Raw genomic sequence first — 19807 nt, forward strand, 5'->3', positions numbered from 1 at the left:
GCCGTGCTCAGCGGTGCAGGTCGAACAATGCCGCGCCGCGCTTCAACGCATTGCGCGCGATGATGCCGCGATGAATCTCCGAGGTGCCGTCGAAGATGCGATAAACACGCGCATCGCGGTAATAACGTTCGATGGCCAGTTCCTTGCAGAAACCCATGCCGCCGAACACCTGCACCGCCCGGTCCACCACGCGGCCGAGCGTTTCTGACGACTGCACCTTGACCATCGAAATCCAGTCGCGTGCGTCCAGCCCCGCGTCCATCATGCTGGCCGCGTTGAGCAGCATCAGCCGCGCGGCGTTGATTTCCATCACGCTGTCGGCGATGAGCTGCTGGATCATCTGGAAGTCGCCAATCCGCTCGCCGAACTGGCGCCGCTCGGCCGCATGGTCGATCATCATCTCCAGCACATGCGCCGCCTTGCCGATGCCGCGCGCGCCTACCAGCGCGAGGCGCACGCGACCGAGCATCCGCATGGCGAGCCGGAAGCCCTCGCCTTCACGTCCGAGCAGCGCGAGCGGCTCCAGCGGGACATCGTCGAAGAAGAGTTCGTGATGAGGCGTGCCGCGCAGGCCCATCATCGGCTGATCGCGGCCCACGGTGAAGCCGGGCAGCGCCTTGTCCAACACGAACAACGAGATCTCTTGCTCGCCGGTCCGGGCCGAGACCAGGAAGAAGTCGCTCCATTGCGCGTCGCTGATGAAGTGCTTGCTGCCGTTCAGTACCCAGCCGGAGGCGGTCTTGCGGGCCGTGGTCTTGATGGCTTGAGCGTCCGAGCCCGCGCCGGTTTCGGTAATGGCAAGACCGCACGTGCGCTCGCCGCGAATCGCGGGCGCGAGCCAGCGCTCGATCTGCTCGCCCTCGCAGGCCAGCAGCGCGTCGTAGACGTTGCCGAAGGCGCGCCGCACGAGGATGTCCGAGCTATGGCCGAACTGTTCCTCGCACAGCATGGCATCGACCGTGTTCAGTCCGCCGCCGCCGAGTTCGGCGGGCATGTTGACCGCGTACAGGCCGAGTGCCTGAGCGCGCGTTTGCAGTTCGCGCGCATGCTCCGGCGACAGCGCGCCCTCGTCCTCCACCTGTTGTTCGAGCGGCTGCAACTCGGTCCGCACGAAGCGGCGCGCCGTTTCGATCAGCATCTTCTGCGTGTCGCTCAGCGTGAAGTCCATCGGTTTCCGTGCTCCCTATGCCTGAATCTAACCGCTGCCTACGCCGTGGCCGCGCGCTCGCGCAGCGATGGATGCAGCGCCACGTCGAAGGGCATGCGTTCGAGCACATCGCGCACGAGATCCACGCCGGGCGCGACCTCGATCAACTGCAAGCCCTGCGCCGTCAGTTCGAACACGGCGCGCTCGGTGACATAGAGCACCTGCTGGCCGTCCGCGCGGGCGCGCTTGCCGCTGAAGGTGATGTGGCGCACCTGCTCGACCAGCTTCGGCACCGCGCCATGGCGGCGGATATGCACGATGCCGTTTTCGTGCTCCACCTCCAGTCCCTTGGCTTCGAACGCGCCGCAGAAGACCACCTTGCGCGTGCGCTGCGTGATATCGACAAACCCGCCCGGCCCGACGATGTTCTCGCCCAGCCACGACACATTGACGTTGCCTTGCGCGTCCAGCTCGCCCATGCCGAGAAACGCGATGTCGATGCCGCCGCCGCTGAAGAAGTCGAACTGGTCGTTGGATTTGAGGATCGCGCTCGGATGGCGCGTCGCACCGAACAGGTCGCCGCCCAGCAGTTCGCCGTTGTGCGAGCCCTGTTCGATCACGGTCCAGCTGATCTCGCGGCCTTCCGCATGCGCGACGGCGGGAATGCCGTCGGGCAGGCCGTAGCCGAAGTTGACGCACGCGCCGGGCGCCAGTTCCTGCGCGGCGCGTTTGGCGATCAGATAGCGGAGGCCCTCGGGCAACGGCGGTGGCGTGCGCGTGCCGGGGGCGGCCAGTTCGCCGCTGATGGCCGCGTCGTAGGCCGCGCCGGTGGTCTGCTTCTGTTCCGCATGCACGCAGATTTGATCGACCAGCACGCCCGGCACCGTGACCGCGCGTGCGGGCGCAATCGGCGTGGCAGACACGTCGCGCACCTGGGCAAACACGCGGCCGCCGCTGTTGTGGGCAGCGAGCGCGGCGGCGAAGGCGTCAATGTCGGCGGGTTCTTCGCGCGAGGTGAGATTGCCTTGCCCGTCCGCCGTGGTGCCGCGTACGATGGCGAAGTCGATCCGCAAGGGCTTGTACCAGAGCATTTCCTTGCCGCCGAGCGCGACCACTTCGACCAGATCGTCGCGGGCGCGGGCGTTGACCCGGCCGCCGCCGTGACGCGGATCGGCGAAGGTGTCGAGGCCGATATGCGTGACGAGTCCATGACGGCCCGCGCCGGCTTCGCGGATCAGCGTCTGGATCACGCCGGCGGGCAGCGTGTAGGCTTCGATGCGTTCTTCGCGGGCAAGCGTCTGCATGCGCTTCGACCAGGTCCAGTGGCCGCCGATCACACGCCTCACCATGCCCTCGTGCGCGAAGCGGCTGACGCCGCTCTCCCGGCCGTCGCCGATGCCCAGCCCGTGGATCAGCGTGAGATCGCAAGGATGACCCGTGGCGAGAAAGCGCCGCTCGATGGCCGCCGCGATGTGATCCGGCTCGACCAGTCCGCCGCCGGAACCACTCAGCACGATCACCGCGCCGTCGAAGACCGCTGCCGCCATCGTGTCGGCGTCAACCAGATTGGCTTGCTTCATGTCATCGTTCCTCGTTGCTCGTCTTTTCGGCGTGCGCGCGGGTCCGCACCATCAGCACGTTGATCCCTTCCTGAATCACCACCTCGTCCTGATTGCGCACCTCCACCTGCAAGCGCACGATGCCGCGGTCGGTGCGTTTCGTCGGACGCTTGTCGAGCACGCTGATGCGCCCCTGGATGCGATCGCCGATCAGCACCGGCTTGTGGAAGCGATACGTCCATTCCAGCGTCGCGATCGAAGCGAGGCTCGTGGCCGCGCGATTCTTCAGGCCGTCGACCATCGCGAGGCACAGCAGTCCATGCGCGATGCGGCCGGGGAAGCCGACACTGCGTGCAAATTCGTCGTCCATGTGGACGTCGAAGAAGTCGCCCGAGAGGCCGGCGAACTGCACCACATGGCTCTCGGTCACGACGATGCCCGAGGTTGCGAAGCTGAGCCCCGGCTCGATCTCCTCGAACAGCAGCGGTTGGGTCATGAGGTCTCCTTCAGTCGAAGTCGGGCGCGTCGGGCATGCGCTCGCGATTGACGATGCGGTAATTCGTCGAGTTGAGCGCGTCGATGCGATCCATGTCGATGCTCGACAGCGTGAAGTCCATCACGTCGAAGTTGGCCTGGATGTTTTCGCGCCGGGTGGACATCGTGTTGATGGTCACGCCCTTCTGCAGGATCCAGCGCAGCGCGGCCTGCGCGGCGGTCTTGCCATAACTCGCGCCGATCTCCCCGAACAGCGGGTAGTTGAAGATCTCGCCGCGCGCCACCGAGCAATACGACGACAGCGGAATGCCCGTCTCCGTGGCGGTGCGCAGCAGCACGCGCTGATCGAGCAGCGGATGAAACTCGACCTGGTTCGTGACGAGCGGGAGCTTCGTCGCGGCTTTCGCGGTGCGCATCATCGCGGCGGTGAAGTTGCTGATGCCGATATGACGCGCCAGTCCCGCCTGCACCGCTTCTTCGAGCCGCTGCACCGAGGGCGCGACATCGCCATGAGCGGGCGGCCAGTGCAGCAGCAGGATATCGACCTGATCGATTTGCAGCTTCGCGAGGCTCTCGCGCAGCGACGGCAGGAAGGCTTCGGCGGAATCGTTGGCCGGCGCGATCTTGGTCGTGATGCACAAGTCCTCGCGCGTGACGCCCACGGCTTGCAGCGCCGTGCCGACATCGGCTTCGTTGCCGTACATCTGCGCGGTGTCGATGGCGCGGTAGCCGGTGTCGACCGCGATACGCAACGCGTCCTGAAGCGCCTGGCCTTGCAGCGGCCAGGTACCGAACGCGCGTTGATGACTACCCTGGAAGAGTGGATTCATGGTGTCAGAAGGAAGCAGTGGTCTTGTCGAAGAATGCGCGGATGCCGCGTTCGGCGTCCGCGCTGGAACGGACCGCGAGCGCGGCCGCCGGATAGGCCGTGCGGGCGTCCTTGTGGTCGTCGATGATCAGCGCCTTCGCCAGCGCGGCAGCGCGCGGCGACACGCGGCACAGGCGCGTGGTCCAGTCGTCGAGGCGGGCAAGCAGGTCCTCGGGCGCGCAGACTTCGTTGAGCACGCCCCAGTGCAGCGCCGTCTGCGCGTCGATCTCGCGCGACAGCAGCACCGCTTCGAGCGCGCGTCCCCGGCCCGCGATCCGTTGCAGCCGGTCGCCGCCTTCCCAGCCCGGAATGGCGCCGATGGCGACTTCCGGAAAGCGCAGGCGGGCGCTGCGGGTCGCGAGCCGCAGATCGCAACACAGCGCCAGTTCCAGTCCGCCGCCGAAGCACAAGCCCTCGATCACGGCGACCGTCGGGCAACGCAAGCGCTCGAAGCGGCCGAACAACTCGTTGCCCTTGCCGATCCAGTGTTGCGCAAAGGTCTCCGGATCGAGCGCCGACCATTCGCGGATATCGGCACCGGAGCAGAACACGCCGCCTTCGGTGCCGCGCAGCACGACGGCGCGGATCGTATCGTCCTGCTCGACGCGCGCGATGGCGTCGTCGAGTGCGGCGAGCATCGCGAAATCGAGCGCGTTGGCCTTGCCCGGGTTGCTCAGTTGCAGTGTAAGCACCGCGTCTTCGCGGCGCGCGAGTAGCTGTCCCATGCGCGTCGCCTCAGTCCTGGGTGACGCCGTGGACGGCGAGGAAGGTTTTCATGCGCATGACCGCGAGTTCGGGTTGTCGCAATAGACCAGCGGCATCGGCGAGCTTGAATAGATCGACGAAGTAGGGCAGCGGACGCATGGCCTGATGGCCGGCCAGCATCGTCATGTTCGGCTGATGGCCGTTCAGCCAGGCCAGGAAGACTATGCCGGTCTTGTAGAAGCGCGTCGGCGCCCGGAATATGTGGCGCGACAGCGGCACCGTGGGCGCGAGAATCTCGAGGAAGCGCTCGCGCCGTCCCGCGGCCAGTTCGCCGAGCGCGGCCGATGCGGCGGGCGCGATGGCATCGAAAATGCCGAGCAGCGCGTGCGAATAGCCGTGCTCGTCGCCGGCAATGAGTTCCGGATAGTTGAAGTCGTCGCCGGTGTACATCTTCACGCCGGCGGGCAGCAGGCGGCGCATGTCGATCTCGCGTTGCTTGTCCAGCAACGACACCTTGATACCTTCGACCTTCGAAGCGGATTCGGTCATCACCTCAAGCGCGACGTCGCGCGCGGCGCTCAGGTCATCGGTGCCCCAGTAGCGGGCCAGCGCGGGATCGAACATGTCGCCAAGCCAGTGCAGGATCACCGGCTGGTCCACCTGCGCCAGCACCCGCCGATACACCGACTCATAGTCCGCCGGCGTGCGCGCCACGCGGGCCAGCGCGCGGCTCGCCATCAGGATCAGGCGGCCGCCGGCGGTCTGGATTGCATCGACCTGTTCGAGATAGGCGCTCACCACGGCATCGACCGAATTGACGGAGGCGGGATCGAGATGATCGGTGCCGCAGCCGTTGAAGACCGGCACCGGACTATCCGACAACTCGGCGCGCGTGCGGCGGATCAGTTGCAGCGAGTCTTTCCAGCTGAGGCCCATGCCGCGCTGGGCAGTATCCATTGCTTCGGCGATGCCCAGACCCAGTCCTGCCAGATAGCGGCGGTATTCGAGCGTCCGGTCCCAGTCGATGGCGCCGCCCTCGGACGGCTCGACGTCCGCCAACGGATCGGCCACGACGTGCGCCGCCGAAAGCGCAATGCGGTTGAACGGCGCGGCGGGGCGGCCGTCCGGAAGCGGCGTGCCGGCGAGCGTGTAGCGCTCCAGCGCACTGGTCGATGCAGGCAGGTTCAGGCTGTTCATAGGACGTGACTCGGAAGAAGAAGGAAAGGGCTCACAGGCGCGGAACCGACAGCGCGCCGTCGATGTTGAGCACGCTGCCCGTCGCGAACTGCATCTGTCCGGAGGCCAGCGCCGCGACCGCCGAAGCGACGTCGGCCGGCGTGCCCCAGCGCCGCATCGGCACGACGCCGTCGGCGATGCGTTCGTCATGGCGCGCGGCAACGGCCTCCGTCATCGGCGTGCGGATGATGCCGGGCCGAATCTCGAACACGCCGACGTTCAACGGCGCGAGGCGCAGCGCGAACAGCTTGGTGAGCATGCCGAGGCCGGCCTTCGACATGCAGTATTCGCCGCGCTCCGTCGAAGCCAGTTCGGCGCTCACCGACGACACCGTGACGATGGTGCGGGCATGTCCGGCATGATGCGTGTGCTCTGCCATGTGGCGTGCCACGGCCTGCGTGAAAAAGAACGTGCCGCGCATGTTGATGTCGATGACCTTGTCATAGGAGCGCTCGCCGAGTTCGAGCAGGTCGCCGCGCGCGTCGGCGGACACGCCCGCGTTGTTCACCAGGCAGGCGATCGGCCCGCACGCCGCAACGATGCGCTCGACCAACGCGCGGTGCGCGCCGCTGTCGGCGAGATCGTGTTGCCAGAAGCCCGCGTGCGCGCCGTGCGCTTCGGCGGCGGCGAGAACCTCGTCAGCGCCGTCTTCCGCGATGTCGAGCAGCGCGAGATCGAAGCCCTGCCGCGCCAGTTCCGTCGCGATGCCCGCACCGATGCCGCGCCGCGCGCCGGTGACGAGCGCCAGCGGCCGGACGGCGCGCGCCGCTAGTAGAGAAGATGAGGAAGCCATTCGGAGAACGCGGGCACGAAGGCCAACAGCAGGATGGTGACGAACATGATCGCCATGAAGGGCAGCATCGGGCGCATCAGGTTGACCATCCTGATGTTGGCGACGCCGGTGACGATGAAGCATGCGGTGCCAATCGGCGGCGTCACGAGCGAGATGCCGACGATGGCGATGGCGAGAATCGCGAAGTGGACGTCGCTGTAGCCGGCGTCCTGCGCGATGGGCAGGAACAGCGGAATCAGCAGGATGAGGGCTGGAATGCCGTCGAGCAACGCGCCCAGCAGCCAGAACACGACGACGATGAACACCGTGAAGACGAAGCGGTTGCCGGTCAGGTGCGAGGCGAACTCGGCTACCTGCTCGCCCACCGAGTTGTACGCCAGCATGTAGCCGAGAATCTGCGCGACGCCCACGAGCGACAGCACGATGGCGCTGGTGCGGCCGGCCTTGATGAGAATGCCGGACCAGGCGCGTACCGGAATCGAGCGTTGCAGCAGCGTGATGACGGTCACGTAGGCTACTGCCGCCGCCGCGGATTCCGTCGCGGTGAAGAAGCCCATGAAGATGCCGCCAAGGATGATGACGGGGGCACCTAGCGCCGGGATCGCGAGCAGGAAGGCGCGGCCTAGTTCGCGCACGCTGAAGTGGACCGGCGCCACCGGCGGCTCCGACCGCGCGCGGTACATGATGATGAACATCTTCGTGACGCCGACCAGGATGGCGGGCAACGTGGCCGCGAGGAACAGCTTGGTCACCGACATGTTCGCGACCGTGGCGAGCACGATGATGGTGATCGACGGCGGAATCAGGATGCCGGTGCCGGCCGCCGCCGCGATGATCGCCGACGACCATTCCTTGCGATAGCCGGCCTTCTCCATCGAAGGCAGCATGGCCGAACTGATGGCGGCGGCGTCGGCATTGACCGAGCCGCTCAGGCCGGAGAACACCATGGTCGAAGCCACGGCGCTGACGCCCAGCCCGCCCGGCACGCGACCCACCAGCAGGTTCATGAAGCTCACCAGCTTGCCGGCCGAGCCCGAGTGAAACAGGATCTCGCCAGCGAGGATGAACAGCGGCACGGCCAGCAGCGTGAACGAGTCCACGCCGTGATACATCGCCTGCGCGATGTTGGTGAGCGGCAGGCCCTGCATCAGTCCGTCGATGGTGCCCACCACGCCCAGCGACGCGATGATCGGCGCGCCCGCCAGCACGAACAGCGCGAGAAGTCCGATGGTCAGAATCATTGCGTCCTCGTTTCGGCGGAGCCGTGTGCGTGGGCATGGGCGTGGTCGGCATCGGCATCGGCATGGGCGAGCAGGTCCCAGGCATGCGCCAGCAGATGCAGCAGGCCCAGTGCGCTGCCGGCCGGGATGGCGGCGAACGAGATCCATTGCGGGATGCCGCTCGGCGTGATCTGGTCGAAGCCCAGTTGCATGAACTGCCAGCCGCCCCATGCGAGCGCGACGAGCAGCGCGCCCATCAGCAGCATCTGGACGAGCGACGCCAGCACGAGCCAGCGGCCCGAGAGCCGGTCTTCGAACAGTTCGAAGGCCACGTGCACCCGGTCGCGCACGCCGACCGCAATGCCGATGAAGGTCATCCAGATCATCAGCGTGACGCTGACCTCGATGTTCCACGAGAGCGACACATGGAAGACGAAGCGGGACACGATGCCCGCGAGCACGACGCAGAAGATCGCGAAGACCAGGACGGCGATCAGCAGATCTTCGACGCTCGCGAGCACGCGGAACGGCGCAGTCTGGTTGAGGCCGTCCTTGCGCGCGGAGGAACGCGAATCGGGTTTCATGGCGGGCACCGGTGGCGGGTGATCAGAGGTCCGGCAGATACTTCGCCAGCTCGGCGAAGTTCGAGCGGTACTTGGCGTAGATCGGCTTGACGGCTGCGCGGAACGCGGCGCTGTTCGTGTCGTTGAATTCGACGCCGTTCTTCTTCGCTTCGGCGAGATACTTCGCATCCGACGCCAGCCACAACTCGCGCTCGTGCTGCTGGGCCTGCGCGGCGGCCTGCTTCACGGCGTCCTGCTTCTTCGGGTCGAGCGAGTCGAACCACTTCTTGCTGGCAAGCATCGGGTCGATCGAGAAGAAGTGATTCGTGTACGAGTAATGCTTCGCCACCTCGCTGTGATGCTGCTGGACGAAGAAGGTCACCGAGTTCTCGGCGCCGTCCACCACGCCCTGCTGCAACGCCGAATAAATCTGCGTCGTGTCCAGCGGCGTGGCCTGCGCGCCGAACTGGTTAAAGGTCGCAATCATGATCTGGTTGCCCTGCGTGCGGATCTTGAGGCCCTTCATGTCGTTCGGCTCGTTGATGGCGCGCGTGCGGTTGTAGACGCTGCGCAGACCCGAATCGAACCAGCCGAGCAGCACGAAATCGAGCTTGTCGAGAATGCCGCCGTAGGCCTCGCCCAGCGCGCCGTCCTGCGCGGCGAACAGCGTCTTGCGATCGGGAAACGCGAAGGGCATCGCGAACAGACCGAGGCGCTTGTCATAGCCTTCGAGGTCCGCCACGTTCGCCACGGTGATCTCCAGCGTGCCGTTGCGCAGTTGCTCGTTCATGCGGGTATGCGAACCGAGCACGCCGTCCGGGAACACGCGGGCGTCGAAGCCGGTGGTCTCCTTGAGACGCTTCGCCATCAGGTTCTCGGTGATCACTTCCGGGTTGTGCCGGTCCACCACGTCGCCGATGCGGATCGTCTGAGTGTCCGCGCTGGCGAAGCGCGGCAGGCAGCCGGCCGCCGCCGAGGCGACCGTGAGCTTCAGGAGTTTTCTGCGAGAGAGAAGAGTGTCGCGCATGCGTCGGATTCCTGTGGTTCTTATGGCCGCGACGCACGACAGGCGGCACGGATGGGCCTTCGGCCGTCGTGTTTGCGCACACGCTTCCGGCCGTCAGGAAGATTGAGTAGATCGATCTACCTGAAAGGTTAGGGGCTGTCCCGATGTGACGCAAGCGGATTTTTATAAGGGAAACCCGAACGGGCGAAGCAGCGGGCGCGACGTTCAGGCCGCGTCGGGACGTCCGCCGCAGGTGCCGCGAACGATGAGCACAGGGTCGGAGAGGATGCGCGTGGCGGTGCGCGACGGCTCCGTCATGCGCTTGAGCAAAAGGTCAGCGGCGCTCTGGCCGATCTCGTCCTGCAAGACCTGGACCGTGGTGAGCGGCGGCTCCCAGAGTGCGGCTTCGGGTACGTCGTCAAAGCCGACGACGCCGAAGTCGCGGCCCGGTTCGATGCCGTGCGCGCGCAGACCGAGCATCACGCCGAACGCGACGATGTCGTTGCCGCAGACCACGGCCGTAGGCGGATTCTTCAGGCGCAAGAGTTCGGTGATGATGCGCTTGCCGTCGTAACGCGTCAGCGGCGAGGGCACGAGCAGACGTTCGTCGAACTTGATCTTCGCGGCCTGCAAGGCTTCGCGATAGCCTTCGGCGCGATCGCTGCCGGTGGAGGCGAGCATGATGCCGCCGATCATCGCAATGCGCTTGTGGCCGAGCCCGATCAGATGCGAGGTCGCGAGCGCCATGCCGCGGCGATTGTCCACGCCGACGTAATCGGCCTGGAGCCCGGTCACGTAGCGCGACGCGAACACGCACGGAATGCCCCACGCCAGCACCTGGCGCATCTGCGCGGCCGTGGTGGATTCGGTCGGACAGACGATGAGGCCGTCGATGTTGTGCTGCCTCACGGTTTCGAGAAAGCGGCTCTGGCGGTCCAGCGACTCGTCCGTGTTGCCGAGCAGCGTCATGAATCCCTGCGTGCTGAGGCTCGCCTCGATGGCGCGCACCAGCATCGTGAAGTAGGGATTGGCGAGGTCGTTGACGACCACGCCGACCGTGTGCGTCTGGTTGCTGCGCATGCCCGCCGCATGGCGGTTGTAAACATAACCCTGGCGTTTGAAGGCTTCCAGTACGCGTTCGCGGGTGGCTTCGGAAATGCGCGGGCTGTTGCGCAACACGAGCGACACCGTGGCGCGGGACAGGCCGAGTTCGTTGGCGATGTCCAGCAGCGTGACGGGAGAGCCTGGTTTGCCTCGGGACATGGGGAGCGCTTGAAGATTCGTATGTCCGGAGTGTATATGAATCAGCTGCGCTGACCGGGGCGCACTACATCGGTCTCAGGCCAAAGAATTCGGCGACGATCTCCGCCTGGTTCTCCAGCAGATGCCGTCCCAAGTGCGTGCGATGCCCGCGCTCTTCGGCCCGTCGCAACAGCGGCGTCCATTCCGGTTTCATGATGATGTCGGCGACCAGCACGTTGCGGTCGAGTTGCTCGATGGAGAAGGGCAGCGGATCGCCTTCGGCCATGCCGCAGGGCGTGGCGTTCACGACCATGTCCACGTCAGCGGGCTGCGGGTTTCCTGCTGCCACGTCCACCTGCGGATAAGCCTGCGCGATCTCCGCAACGAGCGCGTCCTGCTTCGCCGGGTCCACATCGATCAGGCGCAGCGACTTCACGCCGGCGCTGGCAAGCGCGTGCGCCAGCGCCTTGCCCGCACCGCCTGCGCCGGCCTGGAACACGGCCATGCCGCGCGGTTCGTGGCCCTGCTTGCGCAGGCCGCGCGTGAAGCCTTCGCCGTCATACATCTCGCCGACCCACTCGCCGGATTCCGCACGGCGCATGCAATTGATCGCACCGACTTTCTGCGCGATGGGCAGCAGCCGGTCGACCCAGCCGGTCATTGCAATCTTGTGCGGCACCGTGACGACGATGCCATCGAGGTTGGCAATGCGCTTCAACCCGGCGATGGCGGTTTCGAGCGATGCGGCGGGAATCTGCATCGGCACGAGCACCGCGTTCACGCGCATGCGCTGGAAGATGGCGTTGAACACGAGGGGCGAGCGCGCCTGCGCAATCGGATCGCCGACGATGGCGAACAGGCGTGTATCACCGCCGACGGCGGCATTCAGGGCAGAAGTCATGATGTCGAACCTGGGTTGACGGGCGTGGGTTGGCGGGCGGCCGACGAAGCGATCAGTGCATCGATCAGCACATGGACATCCAGTGCGCTGCGCAACGAGGCGACCGGTTCGACGCCGCGCGTTGCGGCCTCGACGAAGCTGGCCATCACGGCTCGGTGTGCATGATGCGAGAAGGCCATCGGGTCCGCGCCGGAGCCGAGCGAGGCTGTCTCGCCTTCTTCGAGCGTCGAGCCGTCCATGTATTGCACGCTGAGCTTGCCGCCGCCGAGCATGGCGCTGCCCTTGCTGCCGCTGATCTCGATGCGTTCGGGAAAGCCGGGATAGATGGCCGTGCTGGCATGCAGCGACACCACACAGCCGTTGCGATAGCGCATGACGCCCGCCACGGTGTCTTCGCATTCCATCCGATGCGCGGGACTGGTGACCGCGTAGGCGAAGACTTCATCCGGCAGCCCGACGAGCCACACGAACAGGTCCAGCGTATGAATGGCCTGCGTCATCAGCACGCCACCGCCGTCGCGCGCCAGCGTGCCGCGCCCCGGTTCGTCGTAATAAGACTGCGGTCGCCACCATGGCACGGACACACTGGCGCTGTGAATCTCGCCGAGCGCACGTGCATCGAGCAACTGGCGCAGCTTGCGCGCAGCATCGCGTGTGCGGTGCTGCAATACCGCCGCCGCGACGATGCCATGCTGCTCGCAACACGCAACCAGTTCGCGTGCGCGCGCGGTGGTGACGTCGATGGGTTTCTCCACCAGCAGATGCTTGCCCGCCGCCGCGATCCGCGCGCCGAGTTCGAGATGCGTGTTCGGCGGTGTCAGCAGCAGCACGCCGTTCACGTGTTCGTCGTTGAGGGCCGTGTCCAGATCCAGCGTGACGCGCGCGTGCGGCAAGCGGCTGGCGAAGGCGCCTGCGCGTTCCGCCGAGCGCGCCACGACGTGACGCACGCTGACCCGGTCCTGCAAGTCGAGCAACCCCGCCAGATGCGGCGCGGAAGCCATGCCCGCGCCCACGACGGCAATGCCAAAGCCAGTCTCGTTCATGGAATCTCTCCGTGAGAAGACATTAAGGTAGATCGATCTAATTGTCCAGTAGGCTTAACGCCGACTGTGCGATCCGCAGCGTGTGCGGGAGACTTACCGGGTGTATTTCGCGAGCACCACGCGCGAGAACGAGTTCATGAACTGTTCGACGCGTTCGAAGCCGCCCGCGTCCTGTGCGAACACCGAGAGGCTGTCGATCAGATGCGTCAGCAGAAGAATCAGGTCTTCTTTCGGTGTATCGCGTTTCAGTTCGCCGCTGCGGCTCGCTTGCTCGACGGCCACTTCGACCGCCGCGTGTATTTCGGTGGTGAAGCCCGCGAGCGCCGCGCGCGACTCGTCGGTCAGCACGTCGCTTTCCATGCGCAGGCGACCGATCAGGCTCCACGGCTTGCGTGTCTTGCCGCCCGGATTGTATTTGCGGAACAGGTTGCGGTTGTAGCCGATCTCGGCCTGCAATTTGTCCTGCAACGAGAGCGTCTCATCGAGCCAGATCTTCTTCTGGCCTTCCGTGGCGCCCGCCACGTAGTCCTTCACCACTTCCTCGACGAGGCTGTTCTTGTTGCCGAAGTGATAGTGGATGTTGGTCGTGGTGATGCCGAGTTCCTTGGCGATCACGCCAAACGTTGTCTTGTGATAGCCGTGCGCGATCAGGAGCCGCTTTGCCAGGTCCTTGATGCTGTCGTACATCGACGAACGCTTCGGTGCAGCGGCGCCTGGGTCGCCCTTGCCGGCCTTGATGGCTTTCGCGGGCTTCGCGGGTTTCGCGGCTTCTGTGGTCTGACTCAACGTGGCACCTCGGTGAGGATCGGAGGGTTGACTGGGCCTCACACGGGGCGAAGAAAACGGGCGTGGCGGGCGGGGACCGGAGCGTGCCGCGTTCAGCGATCCGGCACTTTTCCGCGGCTGATTTTACACGACCTCATTCTTTTCCCCTTGCCGCCCGTGCCGAAAAGCGACTGCGCCGCCTTCGTTCGCTGCCCCTCAAATTTCCGTTGCATGACGCCTGAGATTGATGATAATGTCCGCTCAAGCTACTTACTAGTAAGTAAGTATGAGGGAAAACGCGAACAGCACAGGACTGCTCCGGCGGTCGACAGAACAGGAGGCGCGATGCAGGAGAACATGGTGGTGCGGCGTCACGGCGCGGTGGCCGAGATCGTCATCAACCGTCCGGAGAAGATGAACTCGATGACGCCCGAGATGACTCAGGCGCTGCTCGAAATTCGCCAGGACATCGAGCGCGATGCGGCGATCCGCGTGGTGCTGCTGCGCGGCGAAGGCGAGCGTGCGTTCAGCGCGGGCAGCGACCTGCACTCGCTCAAGACCTACCAGACGGCGTGGGAGTTTCGCGCGCGCACCGACTACGCGATGGTGGTGCGCGACTTCACCAAGCCTGTCGTCGCGGCCTTGAAGGGCTGGGTGCTGGGCGGCGGCTTGGAGATGATGCTCGGCGCGGATATCCGGGTCGCGGGCAAGAGCGCGAAGTTCGGCGCGCCCGAAGTGCTGCGCGGCTGGGTGGGCGGCGGCGGTGCGTCGCAGATGCTGCCGCGTCTCGTCGGTTACGGTCAGGCCATGCGTCTGCTATTGACGGGCGATACCGTCGACGCCAACGAAGCGCGTGATATCGGGCTGGTCGAGATGGTGGTCGACGATTCGGAAGTCGTGGACAGCGCCATGGCGCTGTGCCGCAAGATGGCCGAGTTCAGCCCGATCGCGACGCAATCGGTGAAGGCTGCCGTGCGTGCGGCGCTGTCGATGAGCGTCGAGCAGGGCATCCGCTACGAGAACGAATTGACCTCGCTCTGTTTCGCGTCGGGCAATTACGAGTCGGGCGCCAACGCCTTCGGCAACCGGGCGAAGCAGGACTGATTCACGCAGCAGTACCGTCCGCCGAACCGAAACAGGCGGACGGATTCCGTCAACGTGCACCGCGAGGTCGCGGTGTCGCACAAAATCAAAAGCGAAGCAGGAGACAGCGCCATGCAATCAGCACACGCGCAGAAGGCCGACCGCAGGAACATCCGACGCGCCGTGTTCGCGTCGACCCTCGGCACCATCATCGAGTGGTACGACTATGGCCTGTACGCCGCAGCGTCGGGCCTCATCATCAACAAGCTGTTCTTTCCGCACCTCTCGTCGCTCGCCGGCACGCTGGCCGCGTTCGCGACCTTCGCGGTGGGCTTCATCATTCGACCGCTGGGCGGCATCGTCATCTCGCACATCGGCGACAAGTACGGCCGCAAGCCGGCGCTCGTGTTCTGCGTGACCATCATGGGGGTGGCCACGGTCGGGCTGGGATTACTGCCGACCTGGCAGCAGGCCGGCATCATCGCGCCGCTGCTGCTGGTGCTGATGCGGATGATGCAGGGCTTCGGCGCAGGCGCGGAACTGGCGGGCGCCATCACATTGATCGCCGAATACACGCCGCCGAGCCGGCGCGCGTTCTTCACGTCGATTCCGAATGCGGCCACCAACTTCGGCGTGATGATTGCAATCGCAACTTTCCTGCTGATCTCGTATGTGCCTGAGGACATCCTGTTCTCGTGGGCATGGCGCGTGCCGTTCCTGCTGTCGCTGGGCTTGTTCGGCGTTGCCATCTACATCCGCTCGAAGCTCGATGAAACGCCCGAGTATGTCGCCGCCATGGAGAAGGCCAGCTCGAAGGCCAAGGCCGAAAAGGTGCCGGTGGCGGAACTGTTCCGCAAGAGCCGGCGCGAACTGCTGTGCGGTTTCTTCGCGATGGGCGGCCATCAGGCGCTCAGCTACGTGCTCAATACTTTCGCCCTCAGCTACATGACCAACACGGTCGGCATGGCGAAGTCGGACAGTCTGGTGGTGCTGATCATCGCGCTGTTCTTTTCATTGTTCTGCGCGCCGGTCGGCGGCATGCTCGCGGACCGCTTCGGCAGCGCCAATATCTTCGCGGCCGGCGCGATGATCGCCCTGGCGCTCGTGTGGCCGCTGTTCCTCGCGATCGATTCGAAGAACGTCGTGCTCGCCACCATTGCGATGAGCGCGGTCTACGGCATCAGCTGGGGATGCACCTGCGGCGCGCAGGGCGCGTTCCTCGCCAACCTGTTTCCCACGCAGTACCGCTTTTCAGGCATCGCGATGTGCCGCGAATTGTCCGGCGCACTCATAGGCGGGCCGACGCCGTTCATCGCCACCGCACTCGTGGCCTATGCGAACGGCAAGCCGACCTACGTGATGGTGTTTCTCGCGGTCTTCAGCTTCCTGACGCTGATCGCGGCGGTGCTCGGCAAGCAGCTCTCGCGGCATCGGGACGATGAGCCCTCCATGCCGGAAGCACGCTCGGCGGCGTGACGAAAGCGAACACGCCACGACGTTGACACATAGAAACAAGCAGAAACAAGCAGAAACAAACGGAGTTGAAACCATGCAAATCTTGACCGCCGACCAGGCTGCATCCCTGCTGAAAGATGGCGATACATTGATGATCGGCGGATCGGGGAGCGGGCATGCCGTGCCGGAAACGCTGATCGAAGCGCTCGAACGGCGCTTTCTCGCGCAGGGCGAACCGCGCCAGTTGACGTCGGTGCATCCGGTCGGTCTGGGCGATCGCGGCGAGCGCGGCGCGTCGCGACTCGCGCATGCGGGACTGCTCAAGCGCGTCGTATGCGGCACGCTGGTCGATTCGCCGCCGCTCGCGCAGATGGCGCTGAACCAGGAGATCGAGGCGTGGACGCTGCCGCAAGGCGCGCTCTCGCTGCTGACGCGCGAGATGGCGGCGGGGCGTCCGGGGCTCATCAGCCATGTCGGCCTGCATACCTTCGTGGATCCGCGCAACGGCGGCGGCATTCAGGGTGCGCCGAGCGACGACAAGCTCGTGAGCCTGATCGAACTCGAAGGCCGCGAGTGGCTGTTCTACAAGCCCTTCGAAGTCGATGTCGCGTTCCTGCGCGGCACCACTGCGGACGAGGACGGCAACATCTCGATGGAACACGAAGCCGTGTTCGGCGACATGCTCTCGATGGCGCAGGCCACGCGCCGTAACGGCGGCATCGTCATCGTGCAGGTCAAGCGGCTGGCGAAGCGCGGCACCCTGCCGGCCAAGACGGTGAAGATTCCCGGCATGCTGGTGGATGTCGTGGTCATCGATGCTGAACAACCGGTGACCTACCAGACCGCCTACGACCCCGCCTTCACCGGCGAAATGCGCATTCCGCTGGAAGGCTTTCCGCGCCTGCCGCTCGACGAACGCAAGATCATCGCGCGGCGTCTCGCGATGGAACTGCGCGTCGGCGCGGTGTGCAATGTCGGCTCTGGCGTGTGTACCGGCATCGGACTTGTGGCGGCCGAGGAAGACGTGCTGCATCACATCGTGCTCACCAACGAGCAAGGGCTGATCGGCGGCGCGCCCGCAGCCGGACTCGATGCGGGCGCCGCGCGCAACTACAGCGCCATCGTCGACATGCCGTATCAGTTCGACTTCTACGATGGCGGCGGTATCGACATTGCGTTTCTTTCAGCTGTCGAGATCGATGCGCAAGGCAGCGTCAATATCAGCCGCTTCGCGAACAAGCTGATCGGCGTGGGCGGCTTCATCAACATCAGCCAGAACGCGCGCAAGATGGTCTTCGGCGGCACCTTCACGGCGGGCAGCCTGAAAGTCGCATGCGAAGGCGGCCAGTTGCAGATCCTGAAGGAAGGCACGCATCGCAAGTTCGTGTCGAAGCTTCAGCAGGTGTCGTACAGCGGACCTTATGCGCAGGAACGCGGCCAGACCACGCTGTTCGTGACCGAGCGCGCTGTGTTCCGCGCCATCGACGGTGCGCTCGAACTGATCGAGATCGCGCCGGGCATCGATCTCGAGCGTGACGTGCTTGCGCACATGGCGTTCCGTCCGGTCATCTCGCCTGATTTGAAGCTGATGGACGAGCGCCTGTTCCGTCCGGAGCCGATGGGCCTCGATGCCGCCATGGACGAACAAAGCTGGCCGTCGCATCCGCGCCTCGCTGCGTTCAAGGAGCTGCAGTCGTGACGAAGCAAGCGCAGCAGGGGCCGCGCATCGGCGGATCGACGCGGCTGTTCGGCATTCTCGGCAATCCGGTCACGCAGGTGAAGACGCCGCAGTTGATGAATGCGCTGTTCGAGACCGGCGGCATCGATGCCGTCTGCCTGCCGTTCGATGTTCCCGTGAACGTGTTCGAGCCCGCAGTCGCGGGTCTTCAGGCGCTCGGCAATCTTGACGGCCTCGTGGTCACGGTGCCGCACAAGGTGCGCGCGATGTCGATGGTCGATGAAGTCTCCGACACCGCCCGCCGCGTCGGCGCGCTCAACGTGATGCGCCGTCAGCCGGACGGCAGCTGGTTCGGTGACCTGTTCGACGGCACCGGTCTCGTGCAGGGTCTTACGCGCATCGGCTTCGAGGTGCGCGGCAAGCACGTGAAGCAACTCGGCGCGGGCGGCGCGGGCGCGGCTGTCGCGCATGCGCTGGCGGACGCGGGTGCGGCGAGCATTGCGCTGAGCGATCCGCAGCGCGAACTGCCCGAGCAATTGTCGGCGCGGTTGAATCACTACTATTCGGGCTGCCCGGCGAACGTGGATGTCGATCCCGCGAATCTCGCGGGCGTGGACTTGCTGGTCAACTGTTCGCCTGTCGGCATGAAGCCGGGCGACGGCATGCCCGTCGCGTTCGGCGCGTTCCCGCCTGCGCTTCAGGTGGTCGACATCATCATGACGCCCGCTGAAACGCCGCTGCTGAAACATGCGCGGGAATGCGGCTGCCGCGCGACCAATGGCCGGCCGATGATCGAAGGACAGCTCGCGGCTTTCGCGACGTTCTTCGGCATCGAGATGCCCGCGTCGTAACTGAACCATCAAGCCTTCGACATCATGCAAATCGTTCTTCCGGCCGCTTCCGGCCAGTTGGAAAACTACCGGCTCACAGGCGACCCGATCGGCGGCGCGCCGGCGGGCGCGAAGTTCAACCGCATCGCCTACTCGGCGGCGCACGTCGTGGCCGATCCGCAGCGCAGCGGCGAACTGAACCAGCCCGCTGTGCTCGACTGGGCGCGCACGATCGAATACCGGCGTTATCTCATCGGGCAGGGCCTGGGCATCGCCGAGGCCATGGACACCGCGCAGCGCGGCATGGGCGTGACGTGGGACACCGCGCGCGAACTCGTCGAGCGCACGATGCAGGAAACCCGCGATCTTCCAGGCGCACTGATTGCCTCGGGCTGCGGCACCGATCATCTGCCGGCGCATGAGGCCACCTCCTGTGACGACGTGATCCGCGCCTACGCGCTGCAACTCGACGCCATTCAGCGCACCGGCAGCCGCGTGATCCTGATGGCGAGCCGTGCACTGGTGCGTGTGGCGCGCCATCGCGACGACTATCTGCGCGTGTATCGCGAAGTGCTGGCGATGTGCACGCAGCCCGTGATCCTGCACTGGCTCGGCGACATGTTCGATCCCGAGCTGAAGGGCTACTGGGGCAGCAACGATCTCGACGCAGCCGCCGATGTCTGTCTCCAGGTGATCGCGGAGAATGCGCACAAGGTGGACGGCATCAAGATCTCGCTGCTGGACGACGCACGCGAGATCGCCTTCCGGCGCCGCCTGCCGGAAGGCGTCAAGATGTACACCGGCGACGACTTCAACTATCCGTCGCTCATCAAGGGCGACGAGCAAGGCTATTCGCATGCGCTGCTCGGCATCTTCGATGCCATCGCGCCGGCTGCATCGCAGGCGCTCGCTGCGCTGGCGGCGGGCGATGTCGCACGCTATGACCGCCTGCTCGAACCTACCGTTGCGCTGTCGCGGCACATCTTCCGCGCGCCCACGCAGTACTACAAGACGGGCGTCGTGTTTCTCGCGTACCTGAACGGATTTCAGCCGCACTTCTTCATGCCGGGCGGGCATCACGGCGCGCGTCCGCCGCGATATCTCGCGGACGTGTTTCGTCTCGCGGACGCCGCGAACCTGCTGCGCGATCCCGAACTCGCAATGCAGCGCATGCGGCTCGTGATGCAGACCTTCGGACTGTAAGCAGCGACGATAAAG

General features: G+C 65.5%; 19 protein-coding genes. 5 read left to right on the top strand and 14 right to left on the bottom strand.

The window, feature by feature from the left end; genetic code table 11:
• Positions 1 to 7: 7 nt before the first annotated feature.
• The 14 genes from QCE88_RS16600 to QCE88_RS16665 form a co-directional block, all read right to left on the bottom strand.
• The gene (locus QCE88_RS16600; protein WP_309904047.1) at positions 8 to 1168 is read right to left on the bottom strand and encodes an acyl-CoA dehydrogenase; all 1161 of its coding nucleotides are present in this window, start codon (positions 1166 to 1168) and stop codon (positions 8 to 10) included.
• A 38-nt stretch (positions 1169 to 1206) separates the two neighbouring features.
• On the bottom strand, positions 1207 to 2727 hold the full coding sequence (locus QCE88_RS16605) for a CoA-transferase (RefSeq protein WP_309904049.1): 1521 nt from the start codon (positions 2725 to 2727) through the stop codon (positions 1207 to 1209).
• Between the two features lies 1 nt (position 2728).
• Positions 2729 to 3202 (bottom strand): MaoC/PaaZ C-terminal domain-containing protein, encoded by a 474-nt coding sequence (locus tag QCE88_RS16610; protein ID WP_309904052.1) that lies wholly within the window; start codon positions 3200 to 3202, stop codon positions 2729 to 2731.
• A 10-nt stretch (positions 3203 to 3212) separates the two neighbouring features.
• Positions 3213 to 4031: an aldo/keto reductase gene (locus tag QCE88_RS16615; protein WP_309904053.1), complete on the bottom strand. Its 819-nt coding sequence runs from the start codon at positions 4029 to 4031 to the stop codon at positions 3213 to 3215.
• A 4-nt stretch (positions 4032 to 4035) separates the two neighbouring features.
• Positions 4036 to 4794: an enoyl-CoA hydratase/isomerase family protein gene (locus QCE88_RS16620; protein WP_309904056.1), complete on the bottom strand. Its 759-nt coding sequence runs from the start codon at positions 4792 to 4794 to the stop codon at positions 4036 to 4038.
• 10 nt (positions 4795 to 4804) lie between these two features.
• Positions 4805 to 5971, bottom strand: coding sequence for a dihydrodipicolinate synthase family protein (locus QCE88_RS16625; protein WP_309904058.1), 1167 nt, complete (start codon positions 5969 to 5971; stop codon positions 4805 to 4807).
• A 31-nt stretch (positions 5972 to 6002) separates the two neighbouring features.
• The gene (locus tag QCE88_RS16630; protein ID WP_309904061.1) at positions 6003 to 6803 is read right to left on the bottom strand and encodes a 3-ketoacyl-ACP reductase; all 801 of its coding nucleotides are present in this window, start codon (positions 6801 to 6803) and stop codon (positions 6003 to 6005) included.
• Positions 6779 to 8044, bottom strand: coding sequence for a TRAP transporter large permease (locus QCE88_RS16635; protein WP_309904063.1), 1266 nt, complete (start codon positions 8042 to 8044; stop codon positions 6779 to 6781). The genes QCE88_RS16630 and QCE88_RS16635 overlap by 25 nt, the downstream gene beginning before the upstream one ends.
• A complete protein-coding gene (locus tag QCE88_RS16640; RefSeq protein WP_309904065.1) occupies positions 8041 to 8607 on the bottom strand; it encodes a TRAP transporter small permease in 567 nt (188 codons plus the stop codon). The genes QCE88_RS16635 and QCE88_RS16640 overlap by 4 nt, the downstream gene beginning before the upstream one ends.
• A gap of 22 nt (positions 8608 to 8629) precedes the next feature.
• Positions 8630 to 9613, bottom strand: a complete 984-nt coding sequence (locus QCE88_RS16645; protein WP_309904068.1) for a TRAP transporter substrate-binding protein — start codon at positions 9611 to 9613, stop codon at positions 8630 to 8632.
• A 204-nt stretch (positions 9614 to 9817) separates the two neighbouring features.
• Positions 9818 to 10855 (bottom strand): LacI family DNA-binding transcriptional regulator, encoded by a 1038-nt coding sequence (locus tag QCE88_RS16650; RefSeq protein ID WP_309904071.1) that lies wholly within the window; start codon positions 10853 to 10855, stop codon positions 9818 to 9820.
• A 64-nt stretch (positions 10856 to 10919) separates the two neighbouring features.
• The gene (locus QCE88_RS16655; RefSeq protein WP_309904073.1) at positions 10920 to 11735 is read right to left on the bottom strand and encodes a shikimate dehydrogenase; all 816 of its coding nucleotides are present in this window, start codon (positions 11733 to 11735) and stop codon (positions 10920 to 10922) included.
• Positions 11732 to 12778: a Gfo/Idh/MocA family oxidoreductase gene (locus QCE88_RS16660; RefSeq protein WP_309904075.1), complete on the bottom strand. Its 1047-nt coding sequence runs from the start codon at positions 12776 to 12778 to the stop codon at positions 11732 to 11734. The genes QCE88_RS16655 and QCE88_RS16660 overlap by 4 nt, the downstream gene beginning before the upstream one ends.
• 93 nt (positions 12779 to 12871) lie before the next feature.
• A complete protein-coding gene (locus tag QCE88_RS16665) occupies positions 12872 to 13564 on the bottom strand; it encodes a TetR/AcrR family transcriptional regulator (protein ID WP_309904077.1) in 693 nt (230 codons plus the stop codon).
• Between the two features lie 324 nt (positions 13565 to 13888).
• Here QCE88_RS16665 and QCE88_RS16670 point away from each other — a divergent pair, with 324 nt between their 5' ends.
• The 5 genes from QCE88_RS16670 (at position 13889) to QCE88_RS16690 (ending at position 19792) form a co-directional block, all read left to right on the top strand.
• Positions 13889 to 14647, top strand: a complete 759-nt coding sequence (locus QCE88_RS16670) for an enoyl-CoA hydratase/isomerase family protein (protein WP_309904079.1) — start codon at positions 13889 to 13891, stop codon at positions 14645 to 14647.
• A gap of 111 nt (positions 14648 to 14758) precedes the next feature.
• Positions 14759 to 16102 (top strand): MFS transporter, encoded by a 1344-nt coding sequence (locus QCE88_RS16675; RefSeq protein ID WP_309904081.1) that lies wholly within the window; start codon positions 14759 to 14761, stop codon positions 16100 to 16102.
• Between the two features lie 73 nt (positions 16103 to 16175).
• Entirely contained in the window at positions 16176 to 17780 is a 1605-nt protein-coding gene (locus QCE88_RS16680; protein WP_309904084.1) for a CoA-transferase, read from the top strand.
• Positions 17777 to 18610, top strand: a complete 834-nt coding sequence (locus QCE88_RS16685; RefSeq protein ID WP_309904086.1) for a shikimate dehydrogenase — start codon at positions 17777 to 17779, stop codon at positions 18608 to 18610. Before QCE88_RS16680 ends, QCE88_RS16685 begins: the two co-directional genes overlap by 4 nt.
• A gap of 24 nt (positions 18611 to 18634) precedes the next feature.
• The gene (locus tag QCE88_RS16690) at positions 18635 to 19792 is read left to right on the top strand and encodes a dihydrodipicolinate synthase family protein (RefSeq protein ID WP_309904087.1); all 1158 of its coding nucleotides are present in this window, start codon (positions 18635 to 18637) and stop codon (positions 19790 to 19792) included.
• Positions 19793 to 19807 lie beyond the last annotated feature (15 nt).

The organism is Caballeronia sp. LZ035 (assembly GCF_031451175.1).
Classification (GTDB): domain Bacteria; phylum Pseudomonadota; class Gammaproteobacteria; order Burkholderiales; family Burkholderiaceae; genus Caballeronia.

What these genes read in the sequence shown, in the direction of transcription:
- QCE88_RS16635 (WP_309904063.1), bottom strand. Translation starts at nt 8,044, where the DNA reads ATGATTCTGACCATCGGACTTCTCGCGCTGTTCGTGCTGGCGGGCGCG.
- QCE88_RS16670 (WP_309904079.1), top strand. Translation starts at nt 13,889, where the DNA reads ATGCAGGAGAACATGGTGGTGCGGCGTCACGGCGCGGTGGCCGAGATC.
- QCE88_RS16625 (WP_309904058.1), bottom strand. Translation starts at nt 5,971, where the DNA reads ATGAACAGCCTGAACCTGCCTGCATCGACCAGTGCGCTGGAGCGCTAC.
- QCE88_RS16655 (WP_309904073.1), bottom strand. Translation starts at nt 11,735, where the DNA reads ATGACTTCTGCCCTGAATGCCGCCGTCGGCGGTGATACACGCCTGTTC.
- QCE88_RS16680 (WP_309904084.1), top strand. Translation starts at nt 16,176, where the DNA reads ATGCAAATCTTGACCGCCGACCAGGCTGCATCCCTGCTGAAAGATGGC.
- QCE88_RS16675 (WP_309904081.1), top strand. Translation starts at nt 14,759, where the DNA reads ATGCAATCAGCACACGCGCAGAAGGCCGACCGCAGGAACATCCGACGC.
- QCE88_RS16660 (WP_309904075.1), bottom strand. Translation starts at nt 12,778, where the DNA reads ATGAACGAGACTGGCTTTGGCATTGCCGTCGTGGGCGCGGGCATGGCT.
- QCE88_RS16605 (WP_309904049.1), bottom strand. Translation starts at nt 2,727, where the DNA reads ATGAAGCAAGCCAATCTGGTTGACGCCGACACGATGGCGGCAGCGGTC.
- QCE88_RS16600 (WP_309904047.1), bottom strand. Translation starts at nt 1,168, where the DNA reads ATGGACTTCACGCTGAGCGACACGCAGAAGATGCTGATCGAAACGGCG.
- QCE88_RS16630 (WP_309904061.1), bottom strand. Translation starts at nt 6,803, where the DNA reads ATGGCTTCCTCATCTTCTCTACTAGCGGCGCGCGCCGTCCGGCCGCTG.
- QCE88_RS16615 (WP_309904053.1), bottom strand. Translation starts at nt 4,031, where the DNA reads ATGAATCCACTCTTCCAGGGTAGTCATCAACGCGCGTTCGGTACCTGG.
- QCE88_RS16650 (WP_309904071.1), bottom strand. Translation starts at nt 10,855, where the DNA reads ATGTCCCGAGGCAAACCAGGCTCTCCCGTCACGCTGCTGGACATCGCC.
- QCE88_RS16610 (WP_309904052.1), bottom strand. Translation starts at nt 3,202, where the DNA reads ATGACCCAACCGCTGCTGTTCGAGGAGATCGAGCCGGGGCTCAGCTTC.
- QCE88_RS16690 (WP_309904087.1), top strand. Translation starts at nt 18,635, where the DNA reads ATGCAAATCGTTCTTCCGGCCGCTTCCGGCCAGTTGGAAAACTACCGG.
- QCE88_RS16620 (WP_309904056.1), bottom strand. Translation starts at nt 4,794, where the DNA reads ATGGGACAGCTACTCGCGCGCCGCGAAGACGCGGTGCTTACACTGCAA.
- QCE88_RS16645 (WP_309904068.1), bottom strand. Translation starts at nt 9,613, where the DNA reads ATGCGCGACACTCTTCTCTCTCGCAGAAAACTCCTGAAGCTCACGGTC.
- QCE88_RS16640 (WP_309904065.1), bottom strand. Translation starts at nt 8,607, where the DNA reads ATGAAACCCGATTCGCGTTCCTCCGCGCGCAAGGACGGCCTCAACCAG.